The sequence below is a fragment of the Aquitalea sp. FG25 genome (assembly GCF_057809375.1).
Map to the genome: position 1 here is coordinate 34,336 of NZ_JBMDJV010000033.1, position 15,161 is coordinate 49,496.

The following is a 15,161-nucleotide window of genomic DNA, read 5'->3' on the forward strand; positions in this document are numbered from 1 at the left end:
ATGGCGGCCATGCTACAGCCGGAACTTGGCAAATTCTCCATTCATCTGCCCCGCCTTGCCAGCCAAACCCTGCAGGGTGTCACTGGCCTGCTGCAGCATGGCGTCGTTTTCCAGCACCCGGCTGTTGATCTGTTCCGAACTCTGCGCAATCAGGGTGCTTGCATTATGCTGCTCCTGGGTGGAATGGGATATTTCCGACATTTTTCCAACCACTTCCAGCATGGAATTCTGGATGGACTGAATAGTCGCCACCGCTTGCTGGGTAAGCAGCACGCCATCATTCACCACGGTCACCGTTTGCTGTACATCGCCCACGGCTTTGCCGGTTTCGCTGCGGATGGCGGTTACCATGCCGGCAATCTGCACCGTGGCCTGGGCGGTACGTTCGGCCAGCTTGCGCACTTCATCGGCCACCACGGCAAAGCCACGGCCCTGCTCACCGGCACGGGCGGCCTCGATGGCGGCATTGAGTGCCAGCAGATTGGTTTGATCGGCAATATCACGTATCACCTCGGTAATGCCGGAAATCTGCTGCGAACGCTGCTCCAGCGCCGCCAGCATGCCCTCCAGCGCGCATACCGACTGCACCGTCGTTTCCATGCCCTCGGCCAATTGATGCATACCCTGAGCACCGGACTCCAGCCCCTGACCGGTGGCGGTGGCCAGTTGATCGGCCTCACGGGCGTTATCCGCAATATGCGCAATGCTGACGGTAATCTGCTCCAGGGTGGCGGCATTGGAGGAGGACATGTCGGAGATGCTGCGGGCGCGTTCAGCCACATCCAGCACCTGGCCGGAAACCTGCCCTACCCCTTGCACCACCCCGCTGGCATCGTCGCGCAGGCCACGAAACAGGATGGCCAGGTGGCTGACAAACTGGTTGAACGCCTCGGCGGTGGCTGCAATTTCGTCCTTGCCCTGCAGTTGTAAGCGCAAGGTGAGATCACCCTCGCCATGCGCAATGTCCTGCATGGCATTTTTCAGCGCCACCAGCCCACCCAGCATGCGTCCCAACAACACGCTGGCCAACGGAATGAGCAGGGCAAAAACCAGCACACTCAGACCGGCGACACTCAGCAGCAAGGTATTGAGCGGTGCCAGGATGGCATCGCGGTGCGTGGCCAAGCCAATCAGCCAGTCGCTGTCGGGAATCCGCTGCACCGACAGCAGCATGTCCTGGCCATCCAGCGCTACCCGCTGCAGGCGGTTGCTGCTTGCCAGCTCGGCCAGACGGCTGCTGGTTAGCTCTGGTGCCAGCTGGCTGATGGGTTTGAGCGTCAACCCGGCCTGTGGGTGGGCCAGGATGGTGCCCTTGCCATCGGTGATGAAGGCATAGCCATTGCCGCGTACCTGTAGGGACAACACCGACTTCACCAGGCTGTCGACAAATACATCACCACCCACCACACCCAGTGTCCGGTCTGCCTGACGGATGGGTGCCGCCACGGTAATGGTCAGTTTCTTGCTGGCTTCATCCACATAGGGCTCGGTCACCACCGCCTTGCCTGCCGTCACGGCTTGCTGATACCAGTCGCGCGTGTTGACCTTGTAATCGGCGGGCGCAACCCAGTCATCGGAGAACACCGAGCGCCCATCGGCATAGCCTGCGTAATTGACATTGAAACCAGCCCGCGCCCCTACCTTGAGAAAACGCAACGCGTCTGCCTCGCCCGCCGCGCTGGCCTGAGCCGTGATCTGCTGTTTCTTGTCATCCAGCCAGGTCTTGACCACACTCCCCTGGCCTTTCAAGGCGGAATCAAACTCGTAATTCAGGCCGCTGAGTATCTCGCCTCGCATCTGGATGAACACAATCAGCACCAACACCAGGCCAAACAAGGCCATCAGCAAGGCATTGAAAGCAATCAGTTTGCTGCGCAAGGATTTCATGTTTCCCCCTTACCGGACGGGTGCCGGGCTTGTTTGACCATCATGACCGGGACTGGCTTGCTGTGCGGAACAACCGGCCCTTTCTCTATCTTCGCATTAAATTATGAAATACTTATTTACAATTTGATCCAGAACAGCAAAGACGATTTGCAGCAGGCAATGCCGCACGATGCAGCTGGCAAGGCGGCATAAATGACACAACGGGAACAGGCAAAGGCAAGTGCAAGCCCGGCGGAAAAATGGGTGCGGATGCGCAGGCAAAAAAAATCCCCTGAGGGTTCTCAGGGGCCAACACGAGGAAGAAACATCTGGCCGGGGTTACCAGCTCGATGCTTCGAGGGGCTAACACCACAAAAGACCTTGCGGCCTTCAGTGCGATGCACAATTTAGCGCAAATGCTCTATTCTGTCCATTCAATTCAGCGGCTTATCGCTTATGCCCACTGATAATCCTTGAACATTTCGCGCAACTTCATTTTCTGCAACTTACCGGTGGCGGTATGCGGCAGCTCATCCAGAAACACCACGTCGTCCGGCGTCCACCACTTGGCAATCTTGCCTTCGTAAAAGCCAATCAGCTCTTCGCGGCTGGCCGTGCTACCCGGCTTGAGCACCACCACCATCAGCGGGCGTTCATCCCACTTGGGATGCACCACCCCGATAGCCGCCGCCTCGGCCACCGCCGGGTGACCCACCAGAATGTTTTCCAGTTCGATGGAGCTGATCCACTCACCGCCGGACTTGATCACGTCCTTGGTACGGTCGGTAATCCTCATATAGCCATCGCGGTCGATAGTGACCACGTCGCCGGTATTGAACCAGCCATCTTCGGTATGACAATCATCCAGCTCGCGCTTGAAGTAGCGCGACAACACCCAGGACCCCTTCACCTGCAGATTGCCAAAGGCCACGCCATCGTTGGGCAGCGGTTTGCCTTCATCATCGACAATGCGGATGGCCACGCCGTAAATCGGCCGCCCTTGCTTGGTTTGCAAGCTGCGCAAGGTCGCCGTGTCACAACCATTGTGCTTAAACTTGGGTGTGCTGGTGGTGCCGCAGGGCGACAGCTCGGTCATGCCCCACAGCTGGCGCAGTTCGGCACCATGTTCGGCCAACTGCTCCACCATGCTTTCCGGCGCGGCCGAACCACCCACAATCACCCGCTTCAGGCTGTGGATCTTCAGATGGTTCTTCTGGCAGTGCTGCAACAGCATCATCCAGATGGTGGGCACACCAGCCGCCATGGTGACGCCTTCAGTCTCGATCAGCTCGTACAGATTGACGCCGTCCATCTTGGGGCCGGGCAACACCAGCTTGGCACCGTTCATGGTGCAACTGTAAGGCAGGCCCCAGCCATTGACGTGGAACATCGGTACCACCGGCATGATGGCGCCCTGGGCCGAGATATCCAGGCTGTCCGGCAGCGAACTGGCAAAGGCATGCAGCACGGTGGAGCGGTGCGAATACAGCACGCCTTTGGGGTTGCCAGTGGTGCCGGAGGTGTAACACAGGCTGGAGGCGGTGTTTTCGTCAAAATCCGGCCACTGGTAGTGGTCGCTGTGGCTGTTGACCAGATCCTCATAGCACAGCAGGTTATCCAGCGACGTCTCGCGCGGCATGTGGGCGCGATCGGTCAGCAAGACAAAATGCTGCACGGTGTTGAGTTCGGCGGCAATCTGCTCCACCACCGGCAGGAAGCTCAAGTCAAACATCAGGACCTTGTCTTCGCCGTGATTGATGATGTAGCTGATCTGCTCGGCAAACAGGCGCGGGTTGACGGTGTGACAGATGGCACCGGAACCGGAGGTGGCAAAGTAGATTTCGTAGTGGCGATAACCGTTCCAGGCCAGGGTGCCGACGGTATCACCATGCTGCACCCCCAGGCCGGCCAGCGCATTGGCCAGCTGGCGGCTGCGACGTGCGGCTTCGCGGTAGGTGTAGCGGTGGATCGGGCCTTCCACGGTGCGCGATACGATCTCGCTATCGCCATGGTAGGTTTCAGCATGTTGCAGCAGGGCGGAAATCAGCAGCGGCTGTTCCATCATTTGTCCACGCATCTTGTTCCCCTCTATTGTCGTGGTTTGTGAGTCCATCAAAAGACCATAGGCATTTTGGGGCATTTGCTCCAATCATATTTTCTGATGCCATCCGGAAAGACCGGCTGATGAAAACAGGGCTTTGCAGAAGCGGCACCGGCAGGTTTCCTAGCGCTTGCTTGGCAAAACAATCGTTAAAGCCCTGCCAGAGCAGGACTTGTGCATGACAAAGAGAAAATCCACAAGATAGGTGGAGAAATTACTGTAAAGCAATATGGAAACTTGCTTGCCAGTGACAATGAAAAAACCCGTCCGCCGAATACAACAGCTGATGCGTTTTAGCTTTTCACCGGTCGCTTGGCCAGCATGCGCTGCAAGGTACGGCGGTGCATGCCCATGGAGCGGGCAGTTGCGGAAATATTGCCGCCGTGTTCGTTCAGCACCCGTTGCAGGTGCTCCCAGGTAACACGCCGCAGCGACATGGGCTGTGGTGCCAGCGGCAGTTCCGGGTTGGCACTGACTTGCTGGAATGCCGCCAGAATGTCATCCACGGTGGCAGGCTTGGCCAGGTACTGCACCGCGCCCAGCTTGGTGGCTTCTACCGCCGTGGCAATGCTGGCATAGCCAGTCAGGACCACCACCGCAGCCTGCGGATAAAGCTGACGCAAGTCCGGTAATAATCGCAGGCCACTTTCGCCTTCCAGATTCAGATCCAGCACGATACGCCGTGGTGCCGCTTCCCTTTGTTGCAATGCCTGGCTGCCATTAACCGCGCATTCCACCTGAAAGCCCCGTCGCAGCAATGCCCGGGACAGAACCGCGCTGAACGCCTCGTCATCATCCACCAGCAGAAAATCCAGCATCACGCTTGCTCCTCCAGCCGCAGAGGTAATCGCACACAGGCATGCACGCCCCCCTCCGGCCTGTTTTCCAATGTCAGGGTGCCGCCCAGCCTGGCCAGCGTGGCATGGCTGAGCATCACGCCCAGCCCCATGCCGGCTGGTTTGCTGGAGGTCAGCGGTGCCAGACCGGCACGCTGCAACTGTGCCGTGGACAAGCGCCCCGACGGGTTGATGATGTCCAGCTGCAACAGTTCGCCATGCAGGGCAGCCGTTACGGTGAGCACGCCGCCGCCCGCCTCGGCTGCGTTATTGATCAGGTTGAAAAATGCCGGCCAGAAGGCAGCATCCAGCCGCACCAGCGGGTCCGGCCCTGGTGCTGCCTGCCAGTCCAGCTGTACATCGGGGCGCAGGCTACGCCAGCCTGACAACTGCTGTGCCAGCGTAGCAAACAGCGCCTGTGCGGTATCGGTCTGCTGCACACCCTGCTTCAAGCGGGACAGCGCCCGGGCACAGGCCACCAGCTGGGCCTGCATCAGGGAGAGATCTTCCTGCAAAGAGGCGTCGGCAGCATGCTGCTGCAGCAGGTCATCCACCAGCAAGGTAAGCGTATTGATGGGCGTGGAGAGCGAATGCGCTGCTCCCGCCGCCTGCATGCCCACGGCCAGCAACTGTTCGTCACGCAGCTGGGTTTCCCTGGCGGCGGCCAGGGCTGCTTCGCGGGCAGCCAGCTGACGTGCCAGCCAGGAGACAAAGCTGGTAATCAGCAAGGCGGACAGGGCAAAGGTCAGCCACATCCCAAGCAGATGCAGGGAAAACGCATAGGCAGCATCACTGCCCTGCAAGGGCCAGGGCAAATGCCAGCCAAACAGGGCGGCGTAGGCCAGCATGCTGAGCAAGGACAGGCTCCAGGCAAACAGTCCTGGGGACAATAAGGCAGCAAACAATACCGGCGGCAGGTAAAGCGAAGCCAGGGGATTGGCCGCACCACCGCTGAAGGCCAGACACTCGGTCAGCGCCAGCACATCAGCCAGCAAACCCAGCCGCAGCAATAGCAGAGGCGAAGCACCACGCTGCAGTTGTCCACCCAGCAGTTGATTGAACAAGGCCAGCGTTGCCAGTGCCTGCAACAGCAGCAGCCAGGGCAAGGACAGGCCGGCAGCGGCAAGCAGTAACAACAGTACGCCACCGGCAACCAGCATCAGCCAGCGCAGACGGGCAATCAGGCGCACGGCATCGGGCAGATCTGCCACCAAGCGTGAAGAGGAGGAAAACAATTGGGCCAGCATGGTCGACACTTTAGCATCCCGCCGCCCTGGCAGTGGCTGCGACATAATGCCGCACCGATATGGCTGCCTCGCTCGTCGCCATCGCGCCAGTCTGCTAGTCTTGCAAGACTTTTTGTCGAACACTGCCGGATGAAACATTTGAAACTTGCCGCCTGCGGCCTGATCCTGTTTATTGCACTGGGCCCGCTGGTGGGCCTGCTGGCCACCGGGGTGATGCCCATGTTGGCGTATATGCTGGGTGCGCTGCCGGCGGCACTGGCCGGCGTGCTGCTGGTTTTGCTGCGGCTGTCGCTGGAGGGCAGCATCAGCCACTGGCAGCAGGCCTGGCCGCGCTGGCGGCTATTGTTGCTGGCCGCACTACCCGGCGCACTCATCGGTGGTGTCATCACCCTCTACTACAGTCGCTGGCTACAGCCGGCACTGTACGATCCGGTATTCAATTACTATGTGGGCGCCATGGCTGGCGGGGTGTGCAATGCCCTGTACTGGCGATTGCCCAGCAGCGCTACGCAGGCCTGAGGCAGTCGTGTCTGAACCACGCGGCTGACACGCTGCAGCTGGCAAGCCGCAAAAAGAAAGCCCGCCTGGTCGGGGCGGGCAACAACACCTTGGAGTGTGTTCCGGCAGGCGCGGGCCTGCCAGCTTGTCTGGCACCAACAATACGCTGTCGAAAATGCCAGGCCAATGCGACAGATTGCCGCAGTGTCAGCTGAGCTTGCGCAGGCTGACCTGCAAGCCACCATGGTCTCGGTTCACCAGCGTCAAACCCAGGCCGTGCAAACTGGCAATGCGTTCGACAATGGATAATCCCAGCCCGCTGCCTGGCATGTCCTGCCCCGGCGGGCGGAAAAAGCGCTCATGCACCCGTGCCAGCCATTCGGGGGCGATGCCCGGGCCATCGTCCTGCACCAGGATTTCTCCTTCCGCCAGGACCAGCGCGATGTGTGCGCCAGCCGGGCAATAACGTACGGCGTTATCCAGCAGATTGCGCAACAGCAAGGTCAGCAAGGTGGCAGCTCCGGCCAGTGGCAGCACCGTCGGCGCGGCGGTTTGCCACACGATGTCCAACACCATGTTTTTTTCGGCAGCCGCGCTGCGTACATCCGCCATGGCATCACGGCTGACGGCAGCCCAGTCAACGCTCTGGCTGCTGGGCAAGCCTTGCAATGGGTCCAGCCGTGACAGTGCCAGCAGCTGCTCCACCAAACGCGTGGCACGCCGTATGCCTTGCTGCAACTGTTGCAAGGCATGCTGGCGACCGGCATCGTCCGGCATCAGCGCCATCACTTCAGCCTGCACCTGCAAGGCAGCCAGCGGGGTGCGCAGCTCATGCGCGGCATCGGCAGTAAAGCGGCGCTCGTGTTCCAGTGTTTCGGCGATGCGGGCAAACAGCGCATTGAGTGCACGCACCATGGGCAGCACCTCGCCCGGCACGTTCTCGGTTAACGGGCTGCTATCCAGCGCACTGCGTCGCCCAAGATCACTGGCCACCTGCTGCAAGGGCCGCAACCCTTTGCGCACTGCCCACAAAATCAGCAACAGCAGTACCGGCAACCCCAATAGCCAGGGCAGCAGCTGCCCTTCTATCACCTTGAATACCACTTCGTGACGCAGCTTTTGCCGCTGCCCCACGGCAACCAGTCGCGAACCATCCGGTGCCGGCAGATAAAATAACCGCCACTCGTCGCTATCATCATGTCCGCTGACGCTGTAGAAACCACGCCGGCTGGCATCAAAGCTGAAATGACGCCCTTTGCCGTCACTCAGCAACAGGTTGCCATCACCATTCCATACGGCAACGCCGATATCGTCATCTTCCGCTTCGCCACGATCACCGCCCCGAATCAGCTTTTTGGTCTTGGGCAGCAGCGGCAGCTCGTCATCGCCATGCTCGCCCATATTGACGATCAACAGCTGGCGAGCGAACAGGGTGAGCTGGGTATCGTACAGCTCGTCCACCTCATGATGCGCCACATAGACAGCCACCCCGGTCGAGACCAGCCAGATCAGCGGTACGGTCACCAGTAGGAGGATGGCCAGCCGGCGCTGCAAGGTGGGCTGGCGCGTCATACCGGATCACCCAGGGCATAACCCACACCACGCTGGGTGCGGATGAAGCCGGCGCCCAGCTTCTTGCGCAGATGGTGGACATACACTTCCACCGCATTGCTTTCCAGCTCCTGGCCCCATCCGTACAGCTTTTCCTCGATCAGGTCACGCGGCAGCACCCTGCCCTTGTTGGACAGCAGCAGCTCCAGCAAGGCCAGTTCGCGGGCAGTAAGTTCCAGTTGCCCATCATCCAGCCAGGCGGTGCGTGCCACCGGGTCAAGGCTGACCCGGCCATGGCTCAGGCGGTTGCTGGTCTGACCATGACGGCGACGAATCAGCGCCCGCAAACGCGCCGCGACTTCGCTCAGGGCAAAGGGCTTGACCAGGTAATCATCGGCACCGGCATCCAGGCCCTTCAGCCTGTCATCCAGTGCATCGCGCGCGGTCAGCACCAATACCGGGACATCCTGCCCGTTCTGGCGCCAGGCAGTCAGGATATCCATGCCATCCATGCCGGGCAGGCCCAAGTCCAGCACCACGGCATCAAAGGGCGCCGCCGACAGCGCCGCCAGCCCTTCCCGCCCCTGGCGAAACCAGTCCACCACAAAGCCTAACTGGCTCAGGCCCATTTTCAAGCCATCACCAATCAGCGGATCATCCTCAACCACCAGTATGCGCATGTTTATTTCCTTGCTTCCAACTCCGGCACGGCGGGCTCGCCGCTGTTCTGCGGCATGGTTTTTACCCCGGTCACCATGGCCTTGATCAGGTTGATGCCACCCAGCCGGCTCATCAGCAACGCCGCCAGCACATGCAGACCGACACTGCCGATCAGGATATTGGCCAGCGCCTCGTGCAGCTCCTGCATGCCGTCATCACCCCAGAAAGCATCGGTACCCAGCAGATAACCGCTGACACCCAGCCCCAGCACCAGTGCCATCAACCACAACATCATCAGGGCACCCAGCGGATTATGCCCGGCATGGGCGTCCAGGCGGCCCTGGCGCATGTCCTGCCAGTGTGCCTGCATGCGACGCGGCGTAGGAAAGAAATCGGCAAACCGGGCATGTCGGCTACCGACAAAGCCCCACACCACCCGCGACAGCACCAATGCCACTGCCAGATAACCGCTCCAGCGATGCGGGCCCTCGCCATCTTCCAGCACAAAATAATTGCCCAGCACACAGGCCGCCAGCGTCCAGTGAAACACCCGGACAAAACGGTCCCACACTTTGATTTCCTGTGTATTGTCAGCCATCAATCCATTTCCTTTCAGCCAGAGAACAGGCCGGCCCCTATCGGCAGCCGGCCTTCCCGTTCCGGGAATGCAGCCCGGCAGCAGCTTATTGCTGTACTTCGCTCTTTACCGGCTTGCCGGTCTTGGTGTCGAAGTAGATTTCCACCTTCTTGTCGTCCTTGTTCTTGCCATAGATTTCATAGCATTGGCCACTCACCTTGAACTTGTCGATCTTGTAGCCTTGGCCTTCCAGCTGTTTCTTGAAATCTTCCTGCTTGATCCATTCATTCTTGGGGTGGGTTTCACACTTGGCAGCAGCAAAGGCAGTGGGGGCAACGAAGGAAGCGAACAGGGCGCTCAGCAACAGTTTTTTCATTTCTCAACTCTCCAGGATTAAACCGGTTTATTCCGGCAGCAGGGCTATTTAAACGCAACAGTCTTAAACCCAACTTAACGCCGTCTTAGTCATCAGCCATTCACCAAAACCTCATCGTGCTGTCATCTGCCCCATGCAGCATGGCGCTATACCCATGGCAGAACGGACCTAACATGCAGCCCGACTCCGACCCTGGCAACAAACACCACTATCGCGCCATCTGGATTTCCGATGTTCACCTGGGAACCGCCGGCTGCCGCGCCGATCATCTGCTGGATTTCCTCAAGCACAATGAATCCGACTACCTCTATCTGGTGGGTGATATCGTCGACGGCTGGCAACTGAAAAAATCCTGGTACTGGAAGCAAAGCCACAACGATGTGGTGCAAAAGGTACTACGCAAGGCACGCAAGGGCTGCCAGGTGATCTACGTGCCAGGCAATCACGACGAAGCGGCACGGCATTACGCCGGGCTGGACTTCGGCGGCATCGCCATCCGGCGCGAAGCGGAACACACCACCGCCGATGGCAAACGCCTGCTGATCATCCACGGCGACGAGTTTGACGGGGTCATCCAGCACATCAAGTGGCTGGCCTATGTCGGGGATTCGCTCTATACCGCCATCCTGCAGCTGAACCGAGGCTTCAACTGGCTGCGCAAACAGCTGGATCTGCCCTACTGGTCACTGTCGCAATACCTTAAGCACAAGGTAAAGAATGCGGTCAATTTCATCAGTGACTTCGAAAAGATCCTGGCCGGAGAAGCCCGCCGCCGCGCCTACGATGGCGTGATCTGCGGACACATCCACAAGGCTGAAATCCGCGATATCGATGGCGTGCTGTACGGCAACAGCGGGGACTGGGTGGAAAGCCTGTCAGCCCTGGTTGAACATGCCGATGGCCGCCTGGAGGTGGTGTACTGGACCACCTTGCTGAGCCAGCCAGAAAAAACCAGTAGAAAAACCCGCCAGGCCACATCAGACAATAAACCCGCCTTTGACAACGAACCACCCCGCCCAGGCTGGCCCGTCACACCAGTCCCGGCCAGCAAACAGCAGCATGACAACAATCACCCGCTTTCCGACCCCAGCCAGGAGACCCCATGCGCATCCTGATCGTCACCGATGCCTGGCAGCCGCAGGTCAACGGCGTAGTCCGCACCCTCACCGAAACCAGCCGTGAACTGACGGCATTTGGCCATCAGGTGGAAATGATCACGCCGCTGGAATTCCACACCCTGCCCTGCCCCACCTACCCAGACATCCGCCTGTCCATCCTGCCATACCGCCAGGTAGCACAACGCATTGCCGGCCTGTCGCCGCATGCCATCCACATTGCCACCGAAGGCCCGCTGGGTCTGGCAGCCCGCCGTTACTGCCTGCGGCACAAGCTGGCCTTTACCACGGCCTATCACACCCGTTTTCCGGAATACATCGCCGCCCGCACCCGTTTGCCCCTCTCCATCAGCTATGCCTGGATGCGCCGTTTCCACAATGCCGGCAGCGCCACCATGGTCCCCACGCAATCCATCGCCGATGACCTGCGGGCACGTGGTTTCAACAAGGTAGTACTGTGGAGTCGCGGCGTAGATACCCAGCTGTTCACACCCGGCACACGGGAACGACTGGATGAAAGCCAGGCACCGCGCTTTGTCTATATCGGTCGGGTTGCGGTAGAAAAGAACATCGAAGCCTTCCTCAAACTCGACCTGCCCGGCAGCAAATGGGTAGTGGGCGATGGCCCCCTGCTACCACGCCTGCAGCGCGAGTATCCCGATGTCCATTTTGCTGGCGTATTTCCCCAAGCCGAGCTGGCAAGGTTCTATCGTGCTGCCGACGTGTTTGTCTTCCCCAGCCTCACCGACACCTTCGGCCTGGTTCTGCTGGAGGCCATGGCCTGTGGCACCCCGGTAGCCGCCTATCCGGTGGCCGGCCCGCGCGACGTAGTAGGCAACAGCGGTGCCGGGGTGTTGCATGAAGATCTGCGCCTGGCCTGCCTGGAGGCACTCAAGTTAGACCGCAACCACGTCCGGGCCGTGGCCGAGCGCTTTTCCTGGGCCGCAGCTGCCCGCCAGTTCGAACAACACCTGCACCCCAACTCACCGGAACGGGTAGCCATGCTCAAACCACAGGCCAGCTAAGGTCATGCGCAACAGGCGTTGCAAAATGGCTGCGTCTGCCAAGCCCGCAAATACAAGGCTTCAGCACATAAGCATCGCCGCAGTTCTTACATTGCAGAAAAAAAACTTGAGTAGAAACGGCAGCGGCCTATACTGAAGTCATTGAGCAACAGGGAGGGTTTGGGATGAGTCAACGGCCGGATTCCGACAACCTTGTTCACACCGGCGCTCAGAACCCATCACCTTTTCAGGTTTGATGGCGGGCAGCTCAGACTTGCCTGGGAGCGCAGCAAGCGCCCATTACGGATGCATCAGACGACAGGTTGTTGGTACGCCAGACACGAAACAACAGACTTTGCTAAAGCATGATGAGTAAACCGGGAAGCCATTCCCCTCTGCGCTACCGTAACAGGTAGCGGACATGATGTTACCGCCCAGACGAAACCGGGCAGCCATTCCGTAACATCAGTTGTTTGAGACTTATTCTGGTGCTGTGCATACAGCCTGTTCTTTGGTAAAACCTGTGCGCCTGCAGTCAGGACATCGTTGGCAGACATGTTCGGGGCCACACAGGGTGAAGATTTGTATGTGATGTTTGCGTTATCTCGCAAATCCTTCTTTTTAAGCATGCAGTGACACACCACAGAGGGCGGCCAGTCAAGCCGCCCTCTTTCTCGTTCTGGCCTTACCCCTGCTTCAACCGTTCTATCACTGCCCGTGCCAAATGCTGCGTGCTTACGCCAGGAGAAATGACATCCGGCGTGGCAATGCCCTCATCCAGGGTAGAACGCACCGCCAGTTCCACCTGCAAGGCAAGGTCGGCCCGCTGCCACCAGATGCGCAGCAACATGGCGGCACTGAGAATGGCAGCCAGAGGATTAGCAATGCCCTGCCCGGCAATATCCGGAGCCGAACCATGTACCGGCTCGGCAATGGCCGCCGTCACGCCCAAGTTCAGCGACGGTGCCAACCCCAGGCCGCCACCAAATGCCGCCACCAGATCGGACAAGATGTCGCCGTAGAGATTGGGTGCCAGCAACATGTCAAAACTTTCCGGAGACTGCGCCAGTCGCATGGCCGCAGTATCGACCAGCATTTCATCCACAAAAATTTCCGGATACTCCCGCGCCACCTCGCGGGCACAATCGCGGAACAGACCATCGGTGCGCGGCAGAATATTGGCCTTGTGGATGATCGTGATGCGCCGGCGTCCGGCATGCCTGGCCATTTCAAATGCGCTTCTGGCCACACGTAGCGAAGCGGTACGGGTAATTCGCTTGATGGCAACGGCAACTTCGCCATTGGACTGCTCATCCCCGACATACAGGTCTTCGGTATTCTCGCGGACGATGATCAGGTCTATGCCAGGACGGCAAACCGGCAAGGGTAGGCTGAGGGTGGGACGAATATTGGCATGACAGCCCAGCTCACGACGCAGCTGCACGATGGGCGAGCGATACCCCTCCACCAGTTGCATGGGGGAACTGACCGCCCCAAAGAATACGGCACCACAATCACGCGCGGCATCCAGCGTTTTGTCCGGCAGTGCCTTGCCGTGTTGGCAGAAAGTTTCCCAGCCGGCATCGGCAAATACCAGCTGCAAACCCGGCAGCACGGCTTGCAACACGCCCACGGCTACCGGCACCACTTCACGACCAATCCCGTCGCCGGGAATTACACACAGCTTCATCGCTTGCTCCGCTTTCTGTCCGCAGAACAGCAGATTGTACTCGCCACGGCATCCGCCATCTAAAAATAATGACAAAAGAATGCCGATCCAGCTTAGTTTCGTACACTGTCTGACAGCCGCGCCAAGACCGACAGCTTTATGCACTAGCTCAGCCAGCGATACAATTCGCTGATCTAAATCAACGCTTCACTAAGAACAAACAGGAATAAACACAGCGGAAAGAAATCGTTAGGGTTGCCCTATTCTTTAAGGTAACATCCTGTTCCAGTTGACTTTCCCGCCGCAAGACAGCCATAGCGTGCCAGACGCTGTTGCAGGCTTGGCGTCGTGGTGATTTGCTCATTATGTTGAATGACATAGTGAGAACGGCTAGCAATGTTTAGTCAAGTGTCCCTGAAAAGGGTAAAATCGCCGCAACCACTCATTCCTTGATTTCTTTTGGATAGCGAGCAGCAATTTATATGTCCTCCCCCAATCTGACCGCTGAAAAGGTATTGTCGGTTCATCACTGGAACGACACCCTATTCACCTTCACCTGCACCCGCGATGCCGGTCTGCGCTTCATCAATGGCCAATTCGTGATGATCGGCCTGGAAGTAAACGGCAAGCCGCTGATGCGTGCCTACTCCATTGTCAGCTCCAACTATGAAGAGCATCTGGAGTTCTACAGCATCAAGGTACAAGACGGCCCACTGACCTCCAAGCTGCAGCACCTGCAAGTTGGCGATACCGTGATGATCAGCAAAAAGCCCACAGGTACCCTGGTGCAAGACAACCTGCTACCAGGCAAAAACCTGTACCTGCTGTCCACCGGTACTGGCCTGGCACCGTTCATGTCCATCATCAAGGACCCTGAAGTTTACGAACGCTACGACAAAGTCATCCTGACCCATGGCGTACGCTGGGTAAGCGAACTGGGCTATCACGACTACATCACCAATGAACTGCCGGAAAACGAGTTCTTTGGCGATATCGTGAAAGAAAAACTGATCTACTACCCGACCGTTACCCGCGAGCCGTTCCGCAATCAGGGCCGCCTGACCGACCTGATTACCAACGGCAAGATGTGTGCTGACATCGGCCTGCCGCAGCTGAACCCGGAAAACGACCGCGTACTGATCTGCGGTAGCCCGTCCATGCTGCATGACCTGTGCGAAATCCTGAACGGCCTTGGTTTCAAGGAATCCCCGCGCATGGGTGAGCCGGGCGACTACGCTATCGAACGTGCCTTCGTGGAAAAGTGATTCCGCTTTTTCCTGGCAACAGACAAAACGCCATCCAGCAGGATGGCGTTTTTCTTTGCCTGCACGCCTCGCGCACTGACCGGGCGGAAACTGCAGACGCAAAAAAGGGAGGCCGAAGCCTCCCTTTACTTATTGCGAGCCAGACGCTGACGTCTGATTAGTTTGCTGCAGAAGCCGGAGCGGCTTTCTTGGCTGCGTGCTTTTTAGCGTGATGCTTTTTGGCAGCGTGCTTCTTGGCCGGAGCGGAAGCGTCAGCAGCTTGGGCTTTCTGTGCGGAAGCTTCTACTTTCTTGGCAGCGTGCTTTTTAGCGTGGTGCTTTTTGGCAGCCTTTTTAGCCGGTGCGGAAGCGTCAGCAGCTTGGGCTTTCTGAGCGGAAGCGTCTACTTTCTTGGCAG

Annotated in this window: 14 protein-coding genes; 4 read left to right on the forward strand and 10 right to left on the reverse strand. The window is 58.8% G+C overall.

Annotated features, from left to right (window positions below; all coding sequences use genetic code 11):
- Positions 1-12: 12 nt before the first annotated feature.
- The 4 genes from ACODR9_RS21775 to ACODR9_RS21790 form a co-directional block, all read right to left on the reverse strand.
- Entirely contained in the window at positions 13-1,887 is a 1,875-nt protein-coding gene (locus ACODR9_RS21775; protein ID WP_488812297.1) for a methyl-accepting chemotaxis protein, read from the reverse strand.
- A 433-nt stretch (positions 1,888-2,320) separates the two neighbouring features.
- Positions 2,321-3,943: a 3-(methylthio)propionyl-CoA ligase gene (locus tag ACODR9_RS21780; protein WP_488812299.1), complete on the reverse strand. Its 1,623-nt coding sequence runs from the start codon at positions 3,941-3,943 to the stop codon at positions 2,321-2,323.
- A 317-nt stretch (positions 3,944-4,260) separates the two neighbouring features.
- The gene (locus ACODR9_RS21785) at positions 4,261-4,785 is read right to left on the reverse strand and encodes a response regulator transcription factor (RefSeq protein WP_488812301.1); all 525 of its coding nucleotides are present in this window, start codon (positions 4,783-4,785) and stop codon (positions 4,261-4,263) included.
- Positions 4,785-6,050 carry a sensor histidine kinase gene (locus tag ACODR9_RS21790; RefSeq protein ID WP_488812303.1) on the reverse strand — a complete coding sequence of 422 codons (1,266 nt, stop codon included), beginning with the start codon at positions 6,048-6,050 and terminating at the stop codon, positions 4,785-4,787. Before ACODR9_RS21790 ends, ACODR9_RS21785 begins: the two co-directional genes overlap by 1 nt.
- 129 nt (positions 6,051-6,179) lie before the next feature.
- Between ACODR9_RS21790 and ACODR9_RS21795 the strand changes: the two genes are divergently transcribed.
- Entirely contained in the window at positions 6,180-6,569 is a 390-nt protein-coding gene (locus tag ACODR9_RS21795) for a hypothetical protein (RefSeq protein WP_488812305.1), read from the forward strand.
- A gap of 186 nt (positions 6,570-6,755) precedes the next feature.
- On the opposite strand, the gene ACODR9_RS21800 is transcribed toward ACODR9_RS21795, so the two are convergent.
- The 4 genes from ACODR9_RS21800 to ACODR9_RS21815 all read right to left on the reverse strand — a co-directional run bounded on the left by ACODR9_RS21800 (position 6,756) and on the right by ACODR9_RS21815 (position 9,712).
- The gene (locus tag ACODR9_RS21800; protein ID WP_488812307.1) at positions 6,756-8,120 is read right to left on the reverse strand and encodes an ATP-binding protein; all 1,365 of its coding nucleotides are present in this window, start codon (positions 8,118-8,120) and stop codon (positions 6,756-6,758) included.
- Complete coding sequence (locus ACODR9_RS21805) at positions 8,117-8,779, reverse strand: response regulator (RefSeq protein WP_488812309.1); 663 nt, start codon at positions 8,777-8,779, stop codon at positions 8,117-8,119. Before ACODR9_RS21805 ends, ACODR9_RS21800 begins: the two co-directional genes overlap by 4 nt.
- A 2-nt stretch (positions 8,780-8,781) precedes the next feature.
- Positions 8,782-9,357 carry a cytochrome b/b6 domain-containing protein gene (locus tag ACODR9_RS21810; protein ID WP_488812311.1) on the reverse strand — a complete coding sequence of 192 codons (576 nt, stop codon included), beginning with the start codon at positions 9,355-9,357 and terminating at the stop codon, positions 8,782-8,784.
- An 85-nt stretch (positions 9,358-9,442) separates the two neighbouring features.
- Positions 9,443-9,712, reverse strand: a complete 270-nt coding sequence (locus ACODR9_RS21815) for a PepSY domain-containing protein (RefSeq protein ID WP_488812313.1) — start codon at positions 9,710-9,712, stop codon at positions 9,443-9,445.
- Positions 9,713-9,885: 173 nt separating this feature from the next.
- On the opposite strand from ACODR9_RS21815, the gene ACODR9_RS21820 reads away from it, so the two are divergent.
- Together ACODR9_RS21820 and ACODR9_RS21825 are read left to right on the forward strand one after the other, a co-directional pair.
- Positions 9,886-10,827, forward strand: coding sequence for a UDP-2,3-diacylglucosamine diphosphatase (locus tag ACODR9_RS21820; RefSeq protein ID WP_488812315.1), 942 nt, complete (start codon positions 9,886-9,888; stop codon positions 10,825-10,827).
- On the forward strand, positions 10,815-11,852 hold the full coding sequence (locus ACODR9_RS21825) for a glycosyltransferase family 4 protein (RefSeq protein WP_488812317.1): 1,038 nt from the start codon (positions 10,815-10,817) through the stop codon (positions 11,850-11,852). The genes ACODR9_RS21820 and ACODR9_RS21825 overlap by 13 nt, the downstream gene beginning before the upstream one ends.
- A 664-nt stretch (positions 11,853-12,516) precedes the next feature.
- On the opposite strand, the gene ACODR9_RS21830 is transcribed toward ACODR9_RS21825, so the two are convergent.
- Positions 12,517-13,521 carry an isocitrate/isopropylmalate dehydrogenase family protein gene (locus tag ACODR9_RS21830; protein ID WP_488812319.1) on the reverse strand — a complete coding sequence of 335 codons (1,005 nt, stop codon included), beginning with the start codon at positions 13,519-13,521 and terminating at the stop codon, positions 12,517-12,519.
- Between the two features lie 461 nt (positions 13,522-13,982).
- Here ACODR9_RS21830 and ACODR9_RS21835 point away from each other — a divergent pair, with 461 nt between their 5' ends.
- Positions 13,983-14,765: a ferredoxin--NADP reductase gene (locus ACODR9_RS21835; protein WP_488812321.1), complete on the forward strand. Its 783-nt coding sequence runs from the start codon at positions 13,983-13,985 to the stop codon at positions 14,763-14,765.
- Between the two features lie 157 nt (positions 14,766-14,922).
- On the opposite strand, the gene ACODR9_RS21840 is transcribed toward ACODR9_RS21835, so the two are convergent.
- The coding region (locus tag ACODR9_RS21840; RefSeq protein WP_488812323.1) for a hypothetical protein at positions 14,923-15,161 on the reverse strand (239 nt) is incomplete at its 5' end.